Below are 23,891 nucleotides of genomic sequence, written 5' to 3'. Positions count from 1 at the left end.
ACATCGACTTACACCCAAACTGTGATTGTCATGCACAATGAACGACCGCGTCCCACGCCCAAGGTCTGCCTCGAAGCCCAGAGGAAAGGAGCCCGAGCGGGATATGCCACGCCTTGGACCGAAAGCGGACCGTAGCCAGGTGACCCGTTTAGCGATCAGTGCACCGCGCTCGCCGGCTGATCACGGAATTCATCAAGCCACCCGGGATCGAGTGACAGGCGATTCCGGTTCAATTCGATAGCAAACTACTTCCCCCTTGTGTCAGGATGGCCCTACAGTCACCTTCGAGATCTTCGAGCCATTTGAGATAATGACCGCATGCGCCTTGAGAACATTAAGATCCGAAACTTCAGGTTGCTGCGCCGACTCTCAATCGATCTCGCCCAGGACAAAACGACGACCATTTTGGTGGGGCCGAACAATAGCGGGAAAACCTCAGTAATGGAGGCTCTCCGGCTGTTTATCGGGCAAGGAGCCGAGGCTCCTAAAATCTCCTTCCACGACCTCTCTCAGCTTCGCCACCGGGACCTGAAGCGGATCGAGCGAAAGGTTGCGGCTGAAGCTGATCCAGAAAAGAAGATTGAGCTGCTTAGGCGGCTTACACCGCGTATGCGGCTCGATCTGACCTTTTCCTATGGCGAAGATCCCGCCGACCTCGTTGCAGCCACCAAGCTTTTGATGGACCTTACGCCTGGCACAAGCAGAGTGCGCATGCGGATCGACTATCGACTGGAGAACGCGAAAAAGCTTCTCGACGAGTTTGGGGCCAGGCCTCGCAAAGACGTCTCGCTGTGCGACTATCTGAAAGAGACGTTCAGAGATCATTTCAAACGCGTTTTCTTCAAAGTGTCCCCTGACGGCAAAGAAGTGGAACAACTCGAAGACGGCAATTTGCTGAAATCCCTACTGCGCATCGACATCGTGCCCGCTCAGCGGCACGTCGATGACGATGAGGGAAGCCGGTCCGCGAAGCTCTCAAAACTTCTCCACGATCATTACGAACGCTTCTATCGGGTCGATGACGCTGCCGGTTATCAAGCGATCGAAGATGCACTCACGGCGAGCGCAGGCGACCTTACGGGGATGTACGGCAAAGCCTTTGGTCGTTTGACGAAGCGCCTTCAGAGTTTTGGCTATCCGCCAGGCCAAAAAGCGCCGGACCTGAGGGTACGTGCTGAACTGAGCGCAGAAACAATTTACCGTGACAATGCGCGAATATATTATGCCAGCGAACACGCCGAAAAAGAAGGAGTAATGGAGGAGTTCGAGCTGCCCGAAAAATATAACGGGCTCGGCTACAAAAACCTGATTTACATTGTCCTGCAGCTGGAGTCCTTCCGCGCTGCGATCGACGCGACGATGGGCGACAAGCCGCGCGTTCATATAATCGCGATTGAAGAACCCGAGGCGCACCTGCACCCGCAGATGCAGACGGTTTTCATCAGCGAGATTTCGAAGGTTTTGGAAACGGACGGAGGGACGACAGCACAAGTTCTGCTCTCCACACACTCGTCCCACATGATCGCTCATTCTGAGTTCGAGCCCGTGCGCTATTTCCGCAGGGTTGGCCGTCAGGTCGTCATGCAGGACCTTTCGCAGCTACCGCTGCCACCAGACAACCCCGACCTTCTCGACTTCCTGCGCCGCTATATTCGACTGACTCATTGCGATCTGTTTTTCGCGGACAAGGCCATCTTCGTGGAAGGCCAGGTCGAGCGGCTGCTGCTCCCAATGATGATTGAGGAGCAAGCCAAGGTGGCTGGCTGCGAGACGCTCGGAAGTCAGTATGTCAGCATTTCTGAGGTGGGCGGGGGGCACGCCCATAAGTTTAAGCCGATCATCGACTTTCTTGGCATTCCGAGCCTGATCATTACCGACCTGGACTCGGTCGATGACGGAGGAAAAAAATGCCCGGTCGCGACGGGGAAAAGCACTAGCAACGCCTGTCTCCGCAAATGGATTCCCGAGAAGGAAACCGTCGAAGAATTGCAAGCCTGCGATAATGCGGCCAAGACGCAAGGCTGCATTCGGGTTGCCTATCAGGTCACCCAGGACGGGCATTGTGGTCGTTCATTCGAGGAAGCATTCATCTACGCCAACATCACTTGGCTGACTGACAATCATGCCAAGCTCAGCACGACTAAGGCTGCCGTCAAGAAAGCGATAGACGCAGGCCTGACAGCACAAGCGTGGGAGTTGAGCGGCAAGCTCGGGAAGGTCGATTTCGCCCTCGATCTGATGGGCGCACCAGGCTGGGAGATTCCCCTCTATATTCAACAAGGCCTCCAATGGCTGGCCGAGCATCCCGCAAAATGATGACGGAAGCGGACGAAAAAATCCTGGATTGTCTGCACACGCGACAGAGCTTCCTGATCGACGCCGGGGCGGGCTCGGGCAAAACATCGTCCCTCATTCGCGCTCTTGATTTCATTCGAGGACCGGACCGTTCGAGCGTTATCGGGGAAGGCCAGCGTGTGGCCTGCATTACTTTCACGAATGTAGCAAAGAATGAGATCATCGAGCGTACAGAGCACGACCCCTTGTTTGTGGTCTCAACGATCCACGACTTCTTATGGGCCTCGATCAAAAACTTTCAGAAAGAGCTGAGGCCCGCCCTTCTTGCGTTCAATGACCGGTTGCCTGCAAGCAGCCGCAGAAAGCAAGATCAGGAGCAATTGGCAGAAGCTTTAAAGACGGTACCGACGATCGCCTACTCCGATCGCGGCGCAAACTTCTTGGAAGGCCGAATTTTTCACGACGACCTTTTGGGCGTGGCTCACATTATGTTCCACGACCATCCGCTTTTATCGAAAGTGGTCGCCGCTCGATTCCCGTTCATATTTGTAGACGAATACCAGGACACTGATCCGCTGGTTGTCTCCGCCCTGTTGGATCATCTTCTTAAGACAGAGCATCCCCCGCTGATCGGTTTCTTTGGCGACAAGATGCAGAACATCTATTCGGGAGGGGTCGGCGAATTGTCGGCCGATCAGCAGGCACAGCTGGTTCAAATCAAGAAGGAGGAGAACTATCGGTGCTCCAAGGCGGTGATCGACGTTCTCAACAAGGTCCGAACTGACATTCAGCAGGAGCCAGCGGGTGCCAATTTACCGGGGGGCGCGGTGTATGTCAGTCTCACCGGCACGGCTCCGGACGCGGACATTGCCGAACTCGCCGTCCAGAAAGCGCAGGATGTCTTCGGCTGGAGTGTACAGGGCGAGTTGAAGGTTCTATTCCTCACTCACCGCCTTATCGCCCGCAAGGCCGGATATGCCGATCTATTGGCAGCCTTCGATAGTCGGGGAAGCTTTACGCAAGATAAGTTTCAGAGCGGCGAAGACCCGATTGCAGCCTTCTTCCTTAAAAAAGTCGAGCCATTTATTACTGCTTGGCGTGAAGGGCGGGTGGGGCGCGCTATCAGTTCATTGAAGGAACGCCCGATCCCGATCGCGGGGGCAGCCGAGAAGGCGCGAGTGAAGGCGGCCCTAGATGACCTCATCAAACTAATTGATGCCGGAGGAACGATTGAAGCAATCTTAATGCATCTGCGGGCAGCGCAATTGGTCACACTCCTTGATGACTTGGAAGCGGCCGTGGCAGGCCCTGTGGTGGCTGCCGAGGCAGGATCGCCCGAGGCAGCGCATCAGGCCTTTCTGGATCTTCTTCTGGCGGTCCCCTATCTGGAAGTCAGTCGTTACCGCGCCGTGCTGGAAAACAGCATGCCGTTCTCAACCAAACACGGCGTGAAAGGCGATGAATTTCAGAACGTGATCGTGGTTTTGGATGACGCTGGCGCGAACTGGAACCAATACTCGTTTGGCAAGCTGCTGGCAGGAACCGACACCAGCGAAAGCCGGGAGCGGAGAACCCGCCACCTCTTCTATGTTTGTTGCTCGCGCGCCAAAGACAAGCTGATTGTGGCTGACCTCGGGGTTGGGGCCCAGGCCAAAATCGAGGCGCTTTTCGGGGCCAGCGCGGTAGCCATGTGATCAAGTGGCAGCGCATGTTGGACAGGCCGCTAGTACGAGCCCCAGGTCATCGTTGAACTATGCAGCGATGCGCGTGCCAACCGCGACTTTCGATTCACCAGCAGCGACGGCGTTTTGATCCTGCTCCTGCACTGCGGGCCATCGGCCCGACGGACGACCACTTTTAAGGACGATGCGAGCCATGTCGAAAGGCTACCTAGAGGGCGCATTACGGACTTATCTGCCTCAAATTACGCTGCCGCTGAGCACTTTGCCCTGTGATCGTTCCTGCACATGTTCGGGTCAGCCCCCGATCTCGATGTGGCGTTCGAGAACGAGCAAGACCGAGAAGCAGCCTGCAACTTCATGGATCTCCTGGAGGCATCGGAGGGCGATGGCGTTAGCTGATTGCAGGAAAGGTCAAGTGAGCCTGCAGACCCACACCCGATACCCATCCGGCTTTAGTCGCGAACAGTCCTGAACCAGGTCAGCTGAGGACGGCAACCCGTTCCTTTCCGGCCGTGTTGGCAGCTGCGCTGCCTGCCCGCACCACCCGTCATGAACAGGTTTCCCTTCGGCCCTTCAGGCCTTCGGTGCAGTCCTCCCATGCCCTGCTTCTTCTGGATGTTCGCAAGCCGGAGATGGTCTCCGGTTTGAGGAACTGAAGGAACCTATTTCATGACCAATATCGCCATCCTCACCGGCCGCCTCGCCCGCGATCCGGAAGCCCGTACGACCCAGAGCGCCACCAACGTCACCGGGATCACCGTCGTCACCGATCGCCCCGCACGCGACAAGGATGGCAATACCTACAAGGACGAGAACGGCTACACCGCCAAGGAAAGCGAGTTCCACCGCGTGACCTGCTTCAACGGCCTCGCCAAGACCGTCGGCCAGTACTGCTCGAAGGGCCAGCTGGTATCGGTCCAGGGCCGGATCCACTACACCCAGTGGGAGGACAAGGACGGGGTCACGCGCTACGGCACCGAGATCCTCGCCGACAAGGTCGACTTCCTCTCCCGCGGCAACGGCTCCGGCGAGAACGCCGACAACAAGGATGCTCCCGGGATCGACTGACCTCTCCCGTAGATCTCTCTCCCGAAGGGGTCCTGTCCATGTGGGACAGGGCCCCTTTGTGGTGTATGAAAACCCAGAGATCTTTCAGTAATCGTTTGCAAAAGCGGTGCTACGAAGAATGCCATGAATGACCAAGCGATAGCCCTTTACCCGGGAGGGGCTGCAACGCCTGCTGAGGTGGTGGCTCTTGCCGATGAGTATCGGTTCGCGGCACAACTTCTCGTCCAGAATGGACGGCCTGGAGAGCCGAGGTCGCGGGCACCGTTTCGCATGGTCGCGATCCATGCCGTCGAACTATACTTGAACGCCTTCCTTCTTCAATCCGGTCACAGCGCGGGACAAGTCCGGGGGCTTCAGCACAATCTCGCGGCAAGGGCGGAGCTCGCTGTCGAACGTGGTCTAGTGCTTAGGAAACGGACGCGCGAACATTTGCACTCCATGTCTCAGTCGCGCGAATTCCTTTTAACGCGATACGTGCCCAGCAGTACCAGCCTATCGGAGATTAATCGACTTCAGGCGACGCTCACAGAGGTCGCGCAGAAGGTCTCGGGAGCAATCTAGCTTGGGACCGGTGGGGAGGGGGCCTGGCTCACGTTCTCCCATTCTGATGGCCGTGCAACAGGCGCGTCAAGGACGGCAGGGTCCCACCATTTTGACTCCCCTTCGCTACGCTACGGTCCGACAAAATCGTTACCCCTACCGCCGCTTCGCGGTCGCCCAAGTGGGCGATCCCTGACCCGCCGGCCGCACGCCCATCCGTCCTGCTCCTGCCGTCAACGGCAGACATCAGGAGGATACAATGGCTTCAATTGCTCGGATCAATTCGAACTCGGAACGCTACTTTGCCGCGCTGGCTGTGGCAGAGCGTCGGGCGTTGCACAGCTTCTTCGATCAGCATATCGTTGAGGACCGAGAACTCGGATACTTTGCTTTGGATGAGGGTGACTACAACGCGCTTCCTGCGCATCTTGCAGCGCGCGTGGTGCATACGGTTCATGGGGCAATGCTCGATGAGTTCTGACCGTAGGATCAGGGCGGGGACCGGGAACGGTTCCTGCCTTTTTTCTTGTTCGCAGGGTTAGGAGAGATGGGTATTCCCGATCGTTCTGCACCTCATCTCCATTCGATCTTGGGACAGTCCGGTGATGGCTATCTGGTCCCTATGATCCTCTCAAACGACCGGGCAATTGGCCCGCCTGGGGAATGACCCGCCGAGGGGGATTCTCACATAACTAAGGCCAGTTGGTAGCCCACCGGCATTTTCGCCCTGAATCTCGCTTTTCCCTACGAGGACACAATTGCTCGCGCTCCAAGAATAAGGATTAGAATTCAACCCATTGAACGGAACTCAGGGCCTCCTGGAAAGCCCCGCACACATTGGAACTTGACAGGCACACCGTAAGCAGCGGCTACGCCTGCATTGGCGGAGCATCGCAAAGAAGTCGACCCGCCGCTTCCAAGCATGAGCGGCCGGTGTCGGCGCTAAGACTTTCTCCCTTGCCAGCCTTCTAGCGGCGACTGAAAATACGCTGATCACCGACCGGGCATTGCGGGTGATCACCTGGAAGTTGCATTTCACGCTCCCAGTGATCGAAAATCATTTCTATTGTTGCATGGGCCCAGCTCCGGCCCATGCTCACGAGAGCTCGACGGACATCGGCATGCTCCAGCAAATCCATTCTGCCGTTCACAATAGCGGCCGCCGCACGTTCGCGTTGCGACAGCTTTAGGTCGCCATCATTAAGACGCTTTGACGCTTGCGCAATTGTATCGAAATCATATCGTGTCAATCGGACGACACGGTTGTTCATATCGTCTATCACTCGCTTCATCATCACGCTTCCTCCTTTAATTAATATAGTCAGAAAATCGGTTCGTTAAGTCAGGCCGCCTTATCCAGTTTTATCAGTTCGACGCAGATACTATTAACATTGCGTTTGATCGCTTTTCGCACTGATGCGAGTCGGGCTCGATCTGTATTGGCGAATTCGGCGAGCGCTCTCCCGCACAGGCCTTGGTCAATGCCGTCGACCACCCTTTCGATCTCTGGCGAGCCCGCGACGACGTCGTCGAAAGCTTGTCGCCAAGCGGCGGCGCGTTCAGCGATTTCGCATGCGTCGTCCGGCGCCAACGGGGACACGACCAGGTCGAGTTCGCTGCAATAACGGGCTTCGTCCCTCTTGCGCCTCGCAATGATGGCGCTTGCGATCGAACGCATGACCGCCATCAAGAAATACTCCATCTTGAGTCCGGCAGGGCAGCTGCGTGAGGTCAGCGCCCGCAGGATCGCTTCCTGCAGGATGTCTTCGGCGTCGATGCCGGCGGTGAAAGCGCGAAACCGCGCCATTCGCATGAGCTTTGAATTTGACCGAAAGTCGATCGCCGCAATCGCTGCGCGAACCTGCGGCTTCGTGAGATACGAGCGTGTTGCGTTATTCGTTGATGTATGCGCGACACTGCCCGAATTCGGACAGGCGTTCGTCGATTTATAGATTTTGTTGCCGTTACCGGCAGTTCCCTTTGCCATGGTTTCCTCGCGGGGCGAGCGAGACCACTGACGTGGGTTGTGATGTCGAAGATGTCATTTCGTGACCTCGAACGCCAATGAACGCGCACCGTCTCGGCGCGGGTTCGTGGGTTGAAGCGACACAAAATTGAAGGCCACCGGCTTGGGGGACTATCCCAGCACGCTGTGTTCGCGGTTTCTCCACGATAGGCCATAGACGATTAAGAAATCGTTGCCGTCATCTGAAAACTCAGAGTGGAGAGGTTCGATAAGATGCGCCGGACCGGCGGTGTCCGAATTTCACCAGTCCGGCGCATATGTAGGGTGAAGGCTCAGGCCGCGATTTCGAAACCCTCGGCGATTTTCCCGTGTAGGCTCCCAATATACGTTCGCAACTCGCCAGCCAGTCCATGGTCCGGACGTCGTCGCAAGAACCCCTCGACCAGCGTTACGATGGCAGGTTCAAGCCGTAGGCCATTCATGCCCTGGGCAACCAACCATCCGATCTTTGCGATGGCGAGCAGAAGACAGTCCAGTTCGACATGATCGCGCAGGTTTCGCCAGGCTCCATCGCTGGCCGGGCGCGGGACATTGGACTTCGCCGCGACAAGATCGAACGGCACGTTCATTCGCAGCAAAAGCTGGCTGAGATGGGTCCAGGTTCTACCTCCCCCTTTCATCATCAGGCCGAGATCGAGATGCGGCCGAGGGCCTTTTCGGCCAGGCTGGTCGACGAGCTGCGGTGGCAGCCGCAATCCGTGCGCTATGCTAGCGTGTAGCAGGATCGGCACGTCGGTGGCCAACCCACCATAGGTAATAACGGGCTTGTCGTCGTTCGCCCGCAGGTAATCGAAGACCCTCATGACCACGCCAGCCTCGTCAGCCCAGTCCCGCTCGCACCAGCTGCCAATCTCGCCAGTACTCACCCGTCCCTCTTCGTCGATAGTGAACTGGAACGCAGCTGCAGCCATGACACGCTTCACCGCGACCGCGTGACGATTGGAGTCAGGATCCATGGCCTGATGTAATTTGTAGAGGTCCTTGTCCCAGAAGAATTCCGCGTCGAGCGCGATATACGTTTTTGCCATTCCGCTTTTCCTTTCAATTAGTGTTGGCATCATCACGCTTCGTCAGAAGGGGAGCGGGCGCGCCCGCTCGAGCGCCCGCCATGCCTGCCACGCGGCGGCGAGCGATGTCCGCTGGTGCGGCGAACATTGCGACCACAGGAACGCTGCCCACAGGCACTGTGCTTCCTCCGGCGCCTTGCGCGATCGTGACAGCATGTTTGAACCGGGACCGGCTCGCTCGATCCGGTATGCGGCCGCAATTTCTTCCAGCACGCTGTTCGCGCATTCGAGCGGGAGGATATCCAGGTCCGGGCGATCACGCTGGAGAAGTTGCAGGTCAGCTGGCGGCAGGGGCCCTCCGGCGCTGAATGCCTGCCTCAGGTAATGCTGCGACGTGCGTGACGCACGCGCGATAACTGTCGCGCCTGCAGGAACGCGCTCGGCCAGTCCGGCCAGAATCTCGGCCCGGTTCGCTGTCCGATCGAATACGCGGTGATCGATAGCGAACCTCGCGCCGCCTCCTTGTTCACGAGTCACGGTGAAGATGGCGGTCGAACGAATAGCGGATCGCGGGCTGCTTTCACCGGGATCGCGGATAATCGCGAGCGAGCATAACACCCGCGGATGGCGCCTGTGGGAATGGGGCATGATGAAAATCCTGTTCTGAGAAACGCGGCAGGCGGCGCCTCCCGTTGGAGACGCCGCCTGCTCGGTGTTTGTAATTGGCGTGGAGCCGCTCAAGCCATGAAGTCGGCGAAGGCCTGCGCATCGGCGAACAGGCTGAAATAGCCAGCTTCCCACTGCTCAGGATCGACCTCGACCGTGATCATGGCAGCGCGGATGTCAGTCCATGCGCGTTCGACGCCGCGCTCGACCTTCGCGCTCGACGGCACGGCGCACGATCGCAGCACACAGCGTTTGTCGAGGCGGAAGGCATGGCGGCGATCGGTGGTGACAAGCAGGATCGGCTTTCCACGGCTCAGGCGGCACGGCTCGACCTGCATGATCTGCGCTCCGTCCTTCGTCCGGTAGATCAGCGCGATCCCAGCGCAGATGCTGATCTGATCGTTGGCGAACAGCGCCATCAGCGAGTCCTGCCTTGCCTGCATCGCCGCCCGGGCGACCATCTCAAGCGCGGGTTCGGATGGATAGTCCATGGTGCCGATTGTCAGCGCATCGGTGCCGGCGCCGGGGTCGGTGGGCAGACCCAGCGCTTGCGACAGCGCACAGGTCAGCTGCTGGCGGGGGCATGCCCCGCCGATATCGAGATCGATCATTCGTATTTCCTTGTTGTGTGGGCCTGTCGGCCGGAGCCCTTTTCCGTTCAGCCGGATGGCTCACGTTTCTTGCGTTCTTGAGGTTTATGCCCCTCAGGCCGGGGTCCACGCTGTGTGGAAACGATACCGCTCGCTCGCAGGCAGCGGGACGATCACCGGCTCCTTACCGATCGTCGACACGTACCAGTCGAGCTCGGCCTGGTAGGCTTCGGCGCGCACGTGTTTGTGCCACAGATCGTGCAGCCTCCCCCACGCCCAACGATAACGTTGCTCGCGCAAATTTTCTTTGTATCCGTATGGCGCCCCCTGCGCCTCGAAGCGCCACGCCGGCGCATCCATCGCGGCCAGCGTTTTGGCCATGACGGTCTCGCCATCATCGCAGACGTGATCAAGAAGCTGGACCAAGGCAAGAACGTCGTCTTTCGCGCGGTGCGCCGAGGGCATGTAGTACCCTGCCTGCATTACGGCGTACCCCTGTGGTCCCGGTTCGAATCCAAGCTTGCGCCACGGCACGTCAGCCATTGCGCAGCCCCACGGCACTGCCACATGCCGGTCGATCATCTTCTCGACGAAGGGGCGATCAAAGCCGGCATTGTATGCGACCACTCCCTCGCAGGAGGCTAGCATCGCTGCGACCTGATCCTCGTCTATGGACCGTCCGGCAAGATCCTGATCGGTGAGCCCGGTCAGGTCCACGATCTCCGCTGTCAGCGGACGGCCGGGATCGATTAGTCCGCTCCTGACGACTTCGACAGCTACGATCCGACCGGCATCGTTCACTTGAACGATAGCCATGCACAGTTCGATGACCGTGTGCCGCTCGGCGGACAGGCCCGTGGTTTCGGTGTCGACCACGGCGATCCGGCGGACTGCATCTCCCTCCGGTGCCGTGCGGGGCCAGTCGTTCCGGACACGGACTGGGCGAAGGATGCGCTGGTCGACCGGACATGCTTCGCCGATGCTGGATCCATCCAGCCGCTGTTCTGAATCTTTCATGGAATTACCTCGTGTCGCGAGGCCGACCGAGGGGCTTTTCCCCTCTACCTACCGACCTCGGACAGCGACGCTGGACGGGCAGAATTTTCCCGGTGTGGTGGCACGCGAGGGCAGTGGAAGTAGGCGATTTCATGACTGCTTCGCGCCCCAATATCGGCCATTGAAGGTTCGTCGCCGTTTCCTTGAAAGCGGACATCAAGGCTTTGCAGGCGGAAGCGTTATTCCAAAGGAACCCTAACACTCATTTATTTCCGAGCCCGAAATGCAATTACTCGTTGCCGTCTCGGTCACCTTCCTTAGCTTCAAGCCGCTCGATGTGCATGAGCAACACCCCGATGAGGGTGATCAGCCCCCAACAATCAAATAGCGTTCGGGGCCTTCCCCCTTCATTAAGGCTGTGAAGACGACGATTATCACGAGCGCTCCCACCCAATGAGGCTTAGGCCGTTTGGTCGGCGTGGGCTCGGGTGTGCTTTTAGTCATGAGCTTTCGACAGGTATCCGAGTAAAGCTAGACTCGATTTCATTGACCGTCATCTGCGCGGCGTCTTCGAAAGGCTCTAGTATTACGTCTGCACCTAGACCTTCTACATGTTCGACATCTGAATGCCGATAAACTGCAATGGCTATCTTCCCCTTGAAACCATCGGCCTTGAGGGTGCGCATCATCGTAAGTCTGGGATCCTGATCCACTAACGCCGGCCCATGATGTTGGAGAGTTGAAATTACCCACTCTGCTGATTTCAAGGGCAGCTCCGCGACGAAATGGGGATCACTCACATCACCGTAGACCGCGTCGAATCCCCGATCCCGCCATTTCACCACTGAGGATGGATCAAAGTCCACACCGAGGGCAGGTATCTTTTTTCCATCAGCCTAGCGGCGAAAGCACCTCCTAACCCGGCCAGACCCAACAGTATAACGGCCGGTGGTGTGGACTTGTCTTTCTCCTCCTCTTGAATTTCTCGAGCGGGGTCATCTCTCTCAGCAAAGCCCAAGTACGGCTCCAAAAGTTTGTAGATTTGATGCGAATAGGTGATCATGTAGGTTGAAACTGCGATCGTGATCAGCCCGACGAGCGTTACAAGCCCGAGTTCGCTCCCGGTCAGGTGGCCCAGCGTTACACCCATTCCTACGAAGATGAGGGAGAATTCGCTTATCTGCGCCACGGTAAGGCCTGCGAGGAAGCTTGTGCGCTTTCGGTAGCCCATTCGTCCCATTATGATCAGCACGATCAGTGGGTTTCCGATTAGTACGAACGCCGAGAGAAGGAGGGCTGCGGGAATGTTGCTCCCCAAGGCGCCTAGGTTCAATTCGGTGCCAAGGACTACGAAGAAGAACAGCAGAAGGAAATCACGCAGGGTGGTGAGGCGAGATGAAATCGATTCCCGGTAAGGAGTTGATGCGAGCGCCACACCGGCAAGAAGGCCGCCGATCTCCAGTCCCAGCCCGAGATATTCACCGATCGCTGCGAAGCCCGCCGCGAGACCCAGCGCGAAGAGAATGAGCAGTTCCTGATTTTCAGCCAGTTTCTTAGTAATCGGCGTCGCCGCGAATTTCACGATCAATACGACCACGCCGACCAGCGCCGCTGCGGCGATCGCGGCTTGCGAAAACGTTACTTCGCCACCGTCTTCACCCGAACCCATACCTATCGTAGAGAGCGCGACCATTGCTAGGACCACGACGATATCCTGGACGATGAGGAAACCCAGTGCCGTCCGACCATGCAGCGAATCCAGCTCCCGCTTGTCTGAGAGGAGCTTGACGATGATGATCGTGCTGGAAAACGTGAGCGCCACGGCGATGTAGATGCTCGGAATTAGGCCAAAGCCCAGCAAATAGGAGATCATGAACCCGAAAGCGGCCGTGAAAATCACCTGCCCGAGACCTGTTGTCAGCGACACGGCTCCGAGTGACCGTATTAGCTTGAAGTCCATTTTCAAGCCCACCAGGAAGAGCAGAATGGCTATCCCCAGCTCGGACAGGAGTTCGAGAGAGCCCTCCGATTGAGCGAGGTTCAACACCGATGGACCGGCAACGATTCCGACGAGGATGTAACTCACGACGAGCGGCTGTTTCAGCATGTGCCCCGCCAAGCCGATCATGCCCGCAAGGATCAGGAGTGCAGACACTTCGGTGAACAGGGAACCGGCGAAGATTTCGAGCATGGAGACCTGTTAGCATCTATCTAGACGAGATAACCCTCTAACATCATTTCTGTTCACACCGATACGGAATGATGCTGGCGAAGGCATCCGTGCCAACTGCCCGACCCTTCCGAAAATGGCCTATCAGAAGGCACGATGACAAGGGCGTCGTCACCGCAGTTCAGGTCGAAGGCGGGTTCAGCGGCGCATTCACTAAGGCCATTTCGCATCCTAGGCACTGGGGCCGGATGAGGGACGGCGCGCGGGCGCGGGTCCGCTAAGGTGGCCGCAGTCTGTCGACCAGGACCGCTTGTACACTAAACGCAGCTCGGGATCGCCAGGATCGGCATACCGGTACTAATGGTGGCGCCCAGACCGATGCACCCTATCGCGATGCCAATCCGCTCCATCTGTGTTTCATGCTGCTTGAGCAGCCAGAGCATGAGCAGGCCGTGGGTAACGATCAGGATCCCCCATACCGCCAGCAACAGCACTTTTACCTGCGTCACGCCAAACAACGAGGGTCCGGTCCATCCGAGCGAGCAGCCGAAGCCGTGAAGGGCATAGAGGATGCTGAAGGCCGCCGCCCAGAGAACCAGGCCTGAGACCATGCGGGTGAGCGCCATCACAGCGCGTCACCCGAGAGGGCGAGCAGCCAGGCGACCACGATGGTCACGCCCGCGCCGTAATCGCTCCATACCGCGGCGATACGGAATTCGTGCGGCCACGCGGCGTTGGCATGGCCGCTGGCGATTCGGCGCCGGACGAAGCACTGGGTGAGCAGACCGACAGCGGCGGAGAAGATTGCATAGCTCGTAAGCACCCAGCCCACTGCAGCGAAAGCGTGCTCGGTCGGGCCGGGCAGGTGGTGCAAGGCAGCCCAAAGCAGCCCGCCAATCGCGAGGGCGAGGCCTATGGCTGCCAACGCACTGCCGACACTCGCCTGCCCGAAATCGTATTGTCCCATGCGCGCTCCCAAGAGCGCGAGAGCGGCTGCCGCCGTGATCAGTAGGGGTTCGAGGAGATATGCGCCGTACTCCCCCGGTGGCGGCCAGTTTGGCGCAACCACCCAGAGGAAGAAATAGCCGAACACGAGTGAGGCGAACAAGGTTCCGTTTGCTGCCGACGCGAGCACGCTGCCCCAATAGCCCACGCTGCCGCCGACTGCGAAACTGGTCGGCAGCATTACTCCCGCCCCGACATCGATCGGGCCGGGGTCGCGCGTTGTTCCCGTAGTGCCCGCCCAGCGCCAGACCATGATCGCTGTGCCGACGACGAAAAGCGGAGTCAGCCAGTAGAGGCTGAGCAGCATCGACAGGAAAAACCCACCGATGACCATCGCGGTAAAGAGCGGCAACAGGCTCGGCCCCGGCAGGATCGCGACGTGTTCGGGCGCGCCGGTGACCATGTCGACAGCCAGCGTCTCGCGCCGCTTGTCGATCGCGCGGCCGAGAAGGCCTTTTCCCGCAGCAAGCCCCGCGCCGATCTTCCGGTCGCGAGTCAGCGGCTCGCGACTGTCGACCGTAGGCAGGCTGGCGAAATTGTACTGCGTGGGCGGTATGGGCATGGCCCATTCCAGCGTCTCGGCATCCCACGGATCGCGACGCGCATGGTTGCCGATCCGGCGCTGGAGAGCGATGTCGATCGCGAACAGGCCGAAGCCGAAGGCCTGCATGAAACTTCCGATCGAGGATATGAGGTTGAGCCAAGTCCACCCCGCTTCCGCTGGATAGGTGTACACCCTGCGGGGCATCCCCAGCAGACCCGTCAGGTGCATGTGCAGGAAGGTCAGGTTGAAGCCGATGAATATTAGCCAGAATGCCGCGATCCCCAGCCGCATGACGCGCGTTCGCCCCGTGGCGTGCGGCATCCAGTAATAGGCGGCGGCCAGCATTGGGAACACGAAGCCGCCCACCAGCACGTAATGCAGATGCGCTGTGACGAAGGCGGTATCATGTGCCTGCTGGTCGAAGGGCACGATGGCCAGCATCACGCCCGTCAGCCCGCCAAGGACGAAGACCACGAAGAAGCCCAAGATGTAATACATCGGCAGGGTAAACTTGGGCCGGCCCGCCCAGATCGTGCCGATCCAGGCGAAGATCTGCACCGCGGTCGGGATCGCCACCAGCACGGACGCCGCCGAAAAGAACCCCAGCGCCATGTGCGGGATGCCGGTGGTGAACATGTGGTGGACCCACAGCCCGAAGCTGAGGAAGGCGAGCGCCATCACCGCCGTCACGATCGCGCCGTATCCGATCAGCGGGGTGCGGGCCATCACCGGGATGATGGTCGATAGCGCTCCCGCTGCGGGCAGAAAGATGATGTAGACCTCCGGATGGCCGAACAGCCAGAAGAGGTGCTGCCATAGCAGAGGCGATCCGCCAAATTCGGGCTGGAAGAACGGCCAGCCAAAGGCGCGTTCCACCTCTAGCAGGATCGATCCGAGGATCAGCGGGGGGAAGCCGAACACCATCATCCCGGCGGTCGCGAGCAGGTACCAGGCCATGATCGGCATTCTGGTGAGGCCCATATTGGCCGCGCGGAACTTGAGAATAGTCACCACGATCTCGATCGCGGCGCACATAGCGGAAATCTCGACGAATGTGATGCCGAGCAGCCAGACGTCGGAGTTGACGCCGGGCGTGTATTCCTTGCCCGAAAGCGGCGGGTAGAGGAACCAGCCCGCATCGGGTGCGACACCGCCCAGCAGCGCCAAGATCATGATGGTGCCGCCGAATAGATAACACCACCAGCCGAGAGCCGTGAGGCGCGGATAGGCGAGGTCGCGCGCGCCCAGGATCTTGGGCAGCAGATAGATAGCCAGGCCCTCCAGCATGGGAATAGCGAACAGGAACATCATGATGCTGCCATGCATGGTGAAGATCTGGCCATAGACCTCCGGCCCGGCAAAGGCGCTTTCGGGCGTCGCCAGCTGGGCGCGGATCAGCATCGCGAGCACGCCGCCGATTCCGAAGAACACTGCCGCCGCGACGACGAAGCGCTTACCAAGATCGGTGTGGCTGACGCTGCTGAACACACCGCGCCAGCCGGGCTCGTTCCCCCAGATGCGGGTCAGGTCGCGGTGGAGGCGGATTGCCTTCAAGGTGCGGTTCCTCCTGCGGCAACGCTTTCGCCTATATCGTAAGCTTCGACCACGAACCGGTGATTGGCATGGCCGATACCGCAATATTCGGCGCAGACCGCTTCGTAGGTGCCGGGCACGCTCGCCTCGATCCTGAGGCGGTTCACCTGACCGGGGATGGCGTCCATCTTGCCTGCCAAACGCGGGATCCATAGGCTGTGGATCACGTCGCTGGATGTGATGTCGAGATCGACGGGCTGACCGGCAGGGATCCGCAGCATGCCTTCGCTGCAACGGCCGTCCTCGTCACAGAATTCCCAGCCGTAATTATAGGCCCGCACGTCTATGGTCCGGGCGGCGGGACCGGTCGGCAGATTGCGTTCGCCGACCGAGAGGGCAAAAGCCAGCAAGACCATGAGCACGGCGATCGGCATGCCGAGGCCGAGCCAGCCGATCCATACCCGCTTTCGCTCGGGCGTCTTCCTGTCCGCCACGCCTCGCCGGAAAAGCGCGACGAGAAGCAATGCGAACACCAGTGCGGACAGGATTGCTGAGCCGCCCAGCATCCACCACCACAGGCTCGCCACGCGCGATGCGGAGGGACCCGCCGGATCGATGGTGGACAAAGACCCCGCGCAGGCCGCAAGAAGAGACGATAGAAGGATCGGGGCCCCGAAGCGGACCCGCTTGCCCGAAGGACGAATGCGATGAGCAAGACGATGCACGAAAAGGTTGCCGAGAAGAAGCTTGTCGAGGCCGATCCGGAAGAGCTGATCGATCCGATTGAAAAACAGCCCAATTTCCATCGACTGGAATCGCGCATCGCTCTCGCGGGCCATCCCCTTCACGCGATGCTGGTTGCCTTCCCGATCGCACTCACCGCCTGTGTGCTGGGTGCGGACGTCTTCTACTGGTGGACAGGCGACCTCTTCTGGGCGCGTGCCGGATTGTGGGCGGCCGGAATGGCATTCCTGTTCGGCGTGCTGGCCGGCGTCACCGGAACGGCCGAGCTGCTCAGCGTGCCCGGCATTCGCCAGCGCGCGGCCAGCTGGACGCATTTCATCATCGCGGTGATGCTGCTGTCGATCCTGGGCATGAACTGGGGCTTCCGGCTGCTCGGTTACGAACAGGCCGTGCTGCCCTTCGGTATCATGATTTCCGCCTTCGCCGTTGGCTTTACCGGCTTTACCGGATGGCACGGGGGCAAGCTGGTGTTCGAATATCAAATTGGCGTCTCGTCAACCGGAAGTTCGTGACCGAGCGGCTGGGTGAGCCAAGCGGGCGCGAAGCTTTCGAGCGCAGGTTTTCCCAGCACCAGGAACAGGATCGCCACCATCGCGATCATGATCGGCAGGAGCGTGGGAAGCGCGCTGCGCGGAGCGTAGCGGCCGCGCCGTTCGCTCATCAGCACGACCAAATGCCCGATCCAGGCGTGAAGCGAAACCAGCACGCCGACCGCCAACAGCTTCACGAACATCCATAGAGTGAAGGCGCTTGCTAAGAAGATCAGCGCGGTGCCCGCCGCGATGGCGATGATCGCCGCGGGTGTGACGAAATAGGAATAGGCGCGATGCGTCAGCAGGCGCAACTGACTGTAGCTCGCCTGGTTTTCGCCGATTTCATGCTTGCTCAGCATCAGCGGCAAGCCCACGAGCCCCGCACACCATATGATGAGCGCGGCGATATGGATCGCCTTGACCAGCGAGAGGATCATCTCAGACGGGGTTCCGGGAGACGACCGGCGCGGGCTGCGCCGCGTTCTGGCGCGCCCACGCGTTTCGGGCGATCGCAGCCGCGCCGATCGCGAAAGGCGCCATGCCGCCGACCCACATGATCAGTCCGGCAAGCTGCTGATCGGCCAGCGGCGATATTCCCCAGGATGGGGCGGCGGCGATGTGAATGCGATAAAGAGGCTCGGTCGCAAAGGTCAGAAGCGCGCTCAGAAAGCCCATCTGAACTGTCCCGCCGAGCAGTCCGCCGACTGCGCCAACCGCGCTCGCCCGGCAAATGGCCAGCCAGAAGGCGAAAGAGGAAGCAAGGATCGAGAGCTGCATCGTCCAGTACACCAGCATGTCGGCCAGCGCGGCATCGTAGAGCGAAGGCACGCGCCAGCCCCACAGCACCGCGGTCATGCCGATGGTTGCCGGGCCGACCGGAACGCGCCGTCGAAAGAGCGAGCGCGCAAGCCGGCTCGATACCTCGCTCTCGCGCATTGCCATGGCGAAGCACAGCGCACCAAGGATCAGCAGCAGATGATGGAGCGAGCGGGCGGAGAAGAGCGTCACGCTCGCGGCGCACAGAGGCGAGACGAAAGCGATGGCGAGAAGCGCCATTCCGACGGTCGCCAGCCGGTTTCCCGCCCGCAGGCTGAGCGCGAGCCCGAGGGCCAGAACCGCGAGAAGGGCGGGATCGAAATTCCAGCGCGTCGCGACTTCCGCCAGGCTCGGCGGGCTTCCGCAGTAGCTGCCGGCAAACATTCGCATCGCTTCCCCAAATCGAACGGATCAATCTGCCGTGGCCACCTGAAATAGGGGAAGACCCGGCATTTGGGGGGAACATAGCTGGCGCGATTGCGGTTTGAAAGTCAATCGCAACAATTTTTCCGGTTTGTCCGGCCCAAGGAGTATAAAAATTGAGCCAGAAACGCATCGCAGTGTTCGGCGCCAGCGGAGCCACCGGTCGCGAAACCGTGAGACACGCCTTGCGCGCTGGGCTGGAGGTGGTCGCGATCGACCGCGCGCTGCCCGACGAGGCCGACCGCATCAACGGCGTGACCTATCGGCAGGCGGATGTTCTTCAAGGCGGCCTCGCCGAAGCCATGGAAGGTTGCGACGCGGTGATCTCGACGCTGGGCGTCGGTTTCTCGCCCGGCAACGCCTTGTCGCCGCCGCCGCTCTATATGGACGGCACGCGCCATATCCTGGACGGGATGGAGGGGGCCGGGATCGACCGCATCGCGGTGATTTCCGCAGCCTTCGTGATCGATCAGCCCAATCTGCCGACATGGTTCAAGCTGACGGTCGTGCCCGCCCTGCACAACATCCTCGAACAGATGAAGGAAATGGAGGCGCTGCTCGAGGAACGTCCCGGACTTCGCTGGACCGCGGTACGTCCGGGCTGGCTCATCAATAAGCCCGCCTCGGGCGACCTGCTGGTCGAGGAGGAATTCCTTCCAAAACTCGCTTTCCGCTGCCGCATGGGCGATCTCGGCGCCTTTCTGGTCGATTGCGTGCAGAACAATCTTCACATCCGGAAAAAGCCGGCAGTCGGCGCGCCGGAAGAGGAAAAGTTCGAAAGTCCACTGGCGCTCGGAGAGGAATTCGCCAATTTGTAAACGAGATCGAACTGGCGACTTCTTATACTGACTTAAGATCCGAGCGGTCGATGTCTAGTTCCGTTGTGGTCATGCTTAGACCAAGGAGCAGACAGTCCGCTACTGATGCTGTGGACGGCTCTCCACCCTCCTGCGGTAATATCGCGTGGTTGAGCTGGAAGGAGAGTCGAGATGGGCGAAGTCGTTACGATCGGTCTGGATATCGCGAAGTCGGTGTTCAAGGTGCATGGTGTTGGAGCAGGTGGCGAGGTGCTGATCCGCCGCCGACTGACGCGAGCCAGGATGCTGCCATTCTTCGCGAAGCTGCCGCGGTGTCTCGTCGGCATCGAGGCGTGCAACAACTCACACTACTGGGCGCGAGAGCTGACCGCACTGGGTCACGACGTGAAGCTGATGCCGGCGCAGCACGTGAAGCCCTACGTCAAGCGTGGGAAGAACGACGCTGCCGATGCGGAAGCGATCTGCGAAGCGGTGACCCGGCCGACGATGCGCTTCGTCGCGGTGAAGAGCCCGGAGCAACAGAGCTTGATGATGCTCCACCGTGTGCGGTTGATGCTGAACCGGCAGCGCACCCAGATCTCGAACGCGATTCGTGCTCATATCTCCGAGTTCGGAGTGGTGGCACCTGTCGGTCGGCTCGGCGTCGAGCGGCTGCTCGAGGTGGTCGCGGATGCCGGTGATGATCGCGTGCCCGAGGATGCCCGCCTCTGTCTGCAGATGCTGGCAGCCCAGCTGGATGTCGTGAAGCGGCAAATCCTCGAGAACGATCGGCGTGTGCTCGCCAGCGCGCGGCGGACCGAACTCGGTCGCAGGCTAATGGAGATCCCCGGCGTGGGCCCGCTCCTTGCGAGTGCGTTCGTTGCCTCGGTTGCCGATCTCAGTGTGTTCAGGACCGGCCGCGACCTGGCGGCTTGGATCGGGCTCGTGCCCAAGCAGAACTCGTCGGGCGGGAAGGACCGGCTCGGCAGCATCACACGCGCTGGTAACCGATACCTGCGGCAGATGCTGGTGGTCGGAGCGATGGCGGTGATCCGTTACGCACAGCGTCACGGCACGAAGCGACCTTGGCTGGTGCAGTTGCTTGCTCGCCGCCCCGCCAAGGTCGCCGCGGTAGCGCTCGCGAACAAGAATGGGCGCATGGTCTGGGCGCTGATGACCAGCGGCGAACATTACCGAGAACCATTGCCGATGGCGGCGTAGAGTTAAGGCGCGGAGCTGCTGCGTCGACGAGGTTGGAAAGGGCAAAAAGGAGTTGATGCACCAAGCCGGTTGAAACCGCCGGATCGGGAAAACCCATTTTGGGCCGTGGCGCTTCGAGCGCGAGCTATAGGTCGGGACCCGGTTCGCGCGAAAGGCATCATGGCCAGCGGCGCATGACATAGCCGCAATCAAAGGCCGGACACATGGCCGCCTCGACCAGCGCAGTGCAGAACTTCGAAAATCCCTTGCCAACGGAGGGCCGTCCACACACGGCCCATCATCTGCCATAGCCTGTATCGCTTGACCAAGGACCCCTCGGTCGCGAAGCGACTACCCTGCCAGAAGAAACCTTCGACGAATAATTCCCGTCCTCGCCCTGTTGTAATAGCAATCCGAGAAAAAATTTTTCCCGCGCATCCTGTTCGTTCGTATGGTCTGCGCCCGATGTAAGCCGATGCGTCCTGCGCAATGCTTCCTGAACTTCAGGGCAGTCTCGCCATCTTCGGAAGATGTCGAGCACCTCAGCGGAAGATGGGTGGGAAGGTTGCCAGAATTCTTCGCCGAACCAGAGTTCCTCGCAAGTTTGGCGGGCCATTTCCTGAAGCTCCAACTTATTGCGAGCGTGGAAGCGCGCGAGCCGGTCCTGCATTTTCGCATCGGCGATTTGCTCTGGAAGAAGCTCGGCGCGCTGCAATAGGGCTGCGGGTAAGGCAACTCTCCCTTCGGCATCTTTGGTTATGACATGCCGCTCTTGCTCCAGAATTCCGAGCAGTAGCTGTCGCGCCCTGAAGGTTTCAGCCGCTAATCGTATCGCTTCCGAGTTCGGTTTATGAATGGGTTTGCGCTTCTCTTCCTCATCTCGATCCTGCTCTTGCGCGCGGACAAAATCACGGCGAGCGGGGTTGGCGATAGGGTCGGTTTCTGTCGACGAACCTGGCCAGGCCTCGTCGCGGTCGGTCCGGATCACAGGAAACGACTTGCGATTGGAGGCATCCTCAGTGGAGTCAGAAGGAACGGGCACTGGCCGCTTTTTTTCGGTTGTCTGAACTCGAACCGGGCCTGTTTGTGAACCGAGCGCCTCCGACGCAGCGGGTGATGCGTCGCCCTTTGCAAAAGCCTTTGTTGCACTGTCGCCAGTCTTGACCGACTGCGCATCGACAATCGACTCCACGCCTTTCGGTATACGATGATCGATGACACGGCTTCGCAAGGTGGGAGTGGCGTGCTCGTCATTTCTCGAAACCACCGACGGAATTAAAGGCCCCTCAGACAAGAACTGCGCCATTGGAACCAGTGGTGGTGAGGCTTGAGGTCCTGCCGGCAGGTTGCGGTCACACGCTGCGTGAAGCTTGGCGACGCTAGCCTTGGATTCTGTTCCGGAGGAGACTGGCGAACGCGGCAATGAGGCCTCAAGTTGAAGCCTGGCCAAGCCCATTTTTGCCGGTTTCGAGAAGCTTAGAGCCTTCGGAATGGACAGCACCGATACCGAAATGCGGGTCAGAACGCTGTGTTTGGCCGGTGGAGAAATCACGCGCGGTAAAGGCCCAGACACTGCAATCCGCTGGAACAGTTCCGTAGTCTCGACCTGGGCAGGGCGTGCGGCCTGAAGCCGGTAATCAATCTTGAGCGGTTTTGCTGGAAGCGTCATCCTTCCGTAAATTGCTGTAGGGAGGGGTGGGATCGTATCGTTCTCCAACGCCTTGAGCTTTAGCGATGGCGGTATGATCGAAACACTGTTCGCGATGCCAGATGGGAGCGCATCAGAATGCTGCCCGACCTTCGAATCCACAGAAGCATTGTTGTCATTCACCGCGGCGGGTCCGGTTGGGATCGACCATCGAGCATCCAGAACCTTCCAAGGACCAGGTCGAGCGTGCAGATCGCTCAAGGTAGCTGAAACGTCCAGGGCCAAGGTCGCGGCACGGTGCAAGCGCTCGACCGCGTCCGTGGTTTGGGAGACCGTGGCGAGGAGCTTCGCCCTCAGATCTCGCACCGCCCGCACCATACTGTTCCGCATCGCGATGCGATGGTTCGCTTCGTTGACAGTAGAGCGTTCACCGCGCCTGACCTTGGCGGTCAGTCCCTCGCCCAGATGGGTTTGCGGTATGAAATCGACACCTGCTGCGGCGTACGAGAGATGGGTGAAGCGCTTCGCTACACCGGCCTTCTCGCAAGCGTGATTGAGCGCTTCGGCCCACAAGAATCGAAGGCGCGAGAACTGTTCCGGGGTATCGAGATCGGTCCTGAGGTACTTGCCAACAGCCCATTCGCCTTCACCGATCTTGCTCATCGGCCTGAAGGAATAGAGGAAGTGGACGTGCCAGTTTCGCTGATCGCCCTCGGCACTCGGCGGATGCAGAACGACCAAATATGGTAGTTGCTGTCGCCCGAATACGTACTCGGCATAGTCGCAAGCCAGTTCGAATTGTTGTTCCGGCGTGAGGTCATGACACGACTGCATGATGCCGTGGAAAAGCGTTTTCGCGTCCAACGAAACGGTGCGATTGACGCCTTCGGCGACGTCCATTCCAGCCACGATTTCCTCGAATGTGTCGCCGACATTGCTGGAGATGCAGTCCCTGCCGTCGCCTAGAACATGTGCCCCTTTCATGGCGTAGCGTGCGGCGTCGGCGCCGCGGCCCTGCTTCGAATTCCGGGCCGAATAGTAGCGTATCCGCTGGAAAACGAAGAGACGTCCGGCCTTATCGGTCAAAGCATGGGAATATCGTGGCAAGGTGCCTCCGGCGCTGTGCATTGCGACGACGCGATGCAGGACATGACGCGGCACACCCATGCCCTTTTCCTTGCCCCAAGTGGCTTCTCTTGTGACCTTGAAATTGCGGTGAGGCCGATCCCATTCACGCTGCGCTTCTTTCGTTTCAAGCTCCAGTCGCTTCACGGATTTCACGTGCTGATATTCAGCCCACGCTTCCCGCCGCCACTGCCGTTCTGCGAGCACCGCATACCGAAGATCGCCGCGCGGCGCAGCGCATTGCCGCCGCTGCTCCGGCGAACCGACAGCCAGGCAATCCAGTTCCGTTTTAGGCTTTAACTTCATGGGCGGGTTGCATGCGAAAGGCGGGGCGAAGCGGACGCTTAAGTGTGCATCATTTATTTCGCCAAACCCGCCCTACTTTCTCCTTAAGTGCGCTTAAATGGCGGATGGGATTGTCTGTCTCCATCGAGCATTCAGCAACCGTTTTCCCGTTAATGCGGCACGGAAAGCGAACCAACG

The 23,891-nt window shown here is 59.6% G+C and carries 21 protein-coding genes; 7 read left to right on the top strand and 14 right to left on the bottom strand.

The genetic code is table 11. The annotated features are described in order from the left end of the window. The first annotated feature begins 318 nt into the window (after positions 1 to 318). The 4 genes from A9D14_RS11390 to A9D14_RS11365 all read left to right on the top strand — a co-directional run bounded on the left by A9D14_RS11390 (position 319) and on the right by A9D14_RS11365 (position 6,066). Positions 319 to 2,316, top strand: coding sequence for an ATP-dependent nuclease (locus tag A9D14_RS11390; RefSeq protein ID WP_066846528.1), 1,998 nt, complete (start codon positions 319 to 321; stop codon positions 2,314 to 2,316). Beyond that, on the top strand, positions 2,313 to 3,989 hold the full coding sequence (locus A9D14_RS11385) for a UvrD-helicase domain-containing protein (RefSeq protein ID WP_083987880.1): 1,677 nt from the start codon (positions 2,313 to 2,315) through the stop codon (positions 3,987 to 3,989). Before A9D14_RS11390 ends, A9D14_RS11385 begins: the two co-directional genes overlap by 4 nt. A gap of 657 nt (positions 3,990 to 4,646) precedes the next feature. After that, complete coding sequence (locus A9D14_RS11375; RefSeq protein WP_066559831.1) at positions 4,647 to 5,045, top strand: single-stranded DNA-binding protein; 399 nt, start codon at positions 4,647 to 4,649, stop codon at positions 5,043 to 5,045. A gap of 799 nt (positions 5,046 to 5,844) precedes the next feature. Continuing rightward, on the top strand, positions 5,845 to 6,066 hold the full coding sequence (locus tag A9D14_RS11365) for a hypothetical protein (protein ID WP_054525571.1): 222 nt from the start codon (positions 5,845 to 5,847) through the stop codon (positions 6,064 to 6,066). Between the two features lie 487 nt (positions 6,067 to 6,553). Here A9D14_RS11365 and A9D14_RS19515 read toward each other — a convergent pair whose 3' ends face one another. The 11 genes from A9D14_RS19515 to A9D14_RS11320 form a co-directional block, all read right to left on the bottom strand. Next, complete coding sequence (locus tag A9D14_RS19515) at positions 6,554 to 6,880, bottom strand: hypothetical protein (RefSeq protein ID WP_066846519.1); 327 nt, start codon at positions 6,878 to 6,880, stop codon at positions 6,554 to 6,556. A gap of 47 nt (positions 6,881 to 6,927) precedes the next feature. After that, complete coding sequence (locus A9D14_RS11360; RefSeq protein ID WP_157668209.1) at positions 6,928 to 7,572, bottom strand: sigma-70 RNA polymerase sigma factor region 4 domain-containing protein; 645 nt, start codon at positions 7,570 to 7,572, stop codon at positions 6,928 to 6,930. Positions 7,573 to 7,883: 311 nt separating this feature from the next. Then, complete coding sequence (locus tag A9D14_RS11355; RefSeq protein ID WP_066846513.1) at positions 7,884 to 8,639, bottom strand: 3'-5' exonuclease family protein; 756 nt, start codon at positions 8,637 to 8,639, stop codon at positions 7,884 to 7,886. Positions 8,640 to 8,681: 42 nt separating this feature from the next. After that, positions 8,682 to 9,266 (bottom strand): hypothetical protein, encoded by a 585-nt coding sequence (locus A9D14_RS11350; protein WP_157668208.1) that lies wholly within the window; start codon positions 9,264 to 9,266, stop codon positions 8,682 to 8,684. A gap of 89 nt (positions 9,267 to 9,355) precedes the next feature. After that, positions 9,356 to 9,895: a hypothetical protein gene (locus A9D14_RS11345; protein ID WP_066846508.1), complete on the bottom strand. Its 540-nt coding sequence runs from the start codon at positions 9,893 to 9,895 to the stop codon at positions 9,356 to 9,358. 93 nt (positions 9,896 to 9,988) lie between these two features. Further along, entirely contained in the window at positions 9,989 to 10,891 is a 903-nt protein-coding gene (locus tag A9D14_RS11340; protein ID WP_066846505.1) for a 3'-5' exonuclease, read from the bottom strand. A 479-nt stretch (positions 10,892 to 11,370) separates the two neighbouring features. Continuing rightward, positions 11,371 to 11,712, bottom strand: a complete 342-nt coding sequence (locus tag A9D14_RS19850; RefSeq protein ID WP_198302012.1) for an NAD-binding protein — start codon at positions 11,710 to 11,712, stop codon at positions 11,371 to 11,373. Further along, positions 11,709 to 13,061, bottom strand: coding sequence for a cation:proton antiporter (locus A9D14_RS11335; RefSeq protein WP_198302011.1), 1,353 nt, complete (start codon positions 13,059 to 13,061; stop codon positions 11,709 to 11,711). Before A9D14_RS11335 ends, A9D14_RS19850 begins: the two co-directional genes overlap by 4 nt. A gap of 296 nt (positions 13,062 to 13,357) precedes the next feature. Beyond that, positions 13,358 to 13,666, bottom strand: coding sequence for a hypothetical protein (locus A9D14_RS11330; protein ID WP_066846502.1), 309 nt, complete (start codon positions 13,664 to 13,666; stop codon positions 13,358 to 13,360). Beyond that, the gene (gene ctaD / locus A9D14_RS11325) at positions 13,666 to 16,143 is read right to left on the bottom strand and encodes a cytochrome c oxidase subunit I (RefSeq protein ID WP_066846497.1); all 2,478 of its coding nucleotides are present in this window, start codon (positions 16,141 to 16,143) and stop codon (positions 13,666 to 13,668) included. The genes A9D14_RS11330 and ctaD overlap by 1 nt, the downstream gene beginning before the upstream one ends. Then, positions 16,140 to 16,748: a cytochrome c oxidase subunit II gene (locus tag A9D14_RS11320; RefSeq protein ID WP_232468521.1), complete on the bottom strand. Its 609-nt coding sequence runs from the start codon at positions 16,746 to 16,748 to the stop codon at positions 16,140 to 16,142. The genes ctaD and A9D14_RS11320 overlap by 4 nt, the downstream gene beginning before the upstream one ends. A gap of 81 nt (positions 16,749 to 16,829) precedes the next feature. On the opposite strand from A9D14_RS11320, the gene A9D14_RS11315 reads away from it, so the two are divergent. Then, complete coding sequence (locus A9D14_RS11315) at positions 16,830 to 17,378, top strand: DUF2231 domain-containing protein (RefSeq protein WP_198302010.1); 549 nt, start codon at positions 16,830 to 16,832, stop codon at positions 17,376 to 17,378. Here the strand turns inward: A9D14_RS11315 and A9D14_RS11310 are convergent. Continuing rightward, the gene (locus tag A9D14_RS11310) at positions 17,345 to 17,836 is read right to left on the bottom strand and encodes a CopD family protein (RefSeq protein WP_066846494.1); all 492 of its coding nucleotides are present in this window, start codon (positions 17,834 to 17,836) and stop codon (positions 17,345 to 17,347) included. The two genes, A9D14_RS11315 and A9D14_RS11310, sit on opposite strands and share 34 nt — an antisense overlap. A gap of 1 nt (position 17,837) precedes the next feature. After that, complete coding sequence (locus A9D14_RS11305) at positions 17,838 to 18,599, bottom strand: cytochrome c oxidase assembly protein (RefSeq protein WP_066846491.1); 762 nt, start codon at positions 18,597 to 18,599, stop codon at positions 17,838 to 17,840. A gap of 155 nt (positions 18,600 to 18,754) precedes the next feature. Here A9D14_RS11305 and A9D14_RS11300 point away from each other — a divergent pair, with 155 nt between their 5' ends. Further along, positions 18,755 to 19,456 (top strand): NAD(P)-dependent oxidoreductase, encoded by a 702-nt coding sequence (locus A9D14_RS11300; protein WP_066846489.1) that lies wholly within the window; start codon positions 18,755 to 18,757, stop codon positions 19,454 to 19,456. Between the two features lie 171 nt (positions 19,457 to 19,627). Continuing rightward, positions 19,628 to 20,656, top strand: a complete 1,029-nt coding sequence (locus A9D14_RS11295) for an IS110 family RNA-guided transposase (protein WP_066846486.1) — start codon at positions 19,628 to 19,630, stop codon at positions 20,654 to 20,656. A 277-nt stretch (positions 20,657 to 20,933) separates the two neighbouring features. Here the strand turns inward: A9D14_RS11295 and A9D14_RS11290 are convergent, their stop codons facing one another. Continuing rightward, positions 20,934 to 23,714 carry a MobA/MobL family protein gene (locus tag A9D14_RS11290; RefSeq protein ID WP_083987878.1) on the bottom strand — a complete coding sequence of 927 codons (2,781 nt, stop codon included), beginning with the start codon at positions 23,712 to 23,714 and terminating at the stop codon, positions 20,934 to 20,936. Positions 23,715 to 23,891 lie beyond the last annotated feature (177 nt).

The sequence above is a fragment of the Croceicoccus marinus genome, assembly GCF_001661675.2.
Taxonomy (GTDB): Bacteria; Pseudomonadota; Alphaproteobacteria; order Sphingomonadales; family Sphingomonadaceae; genus Croceicoccus; species Croceicoccus marinus.
The sequence above is the reverse complement of the archived record's forward strand: the minus strand, read 5'-3'. Positions and strand labels throughout refer to the sequence as shown.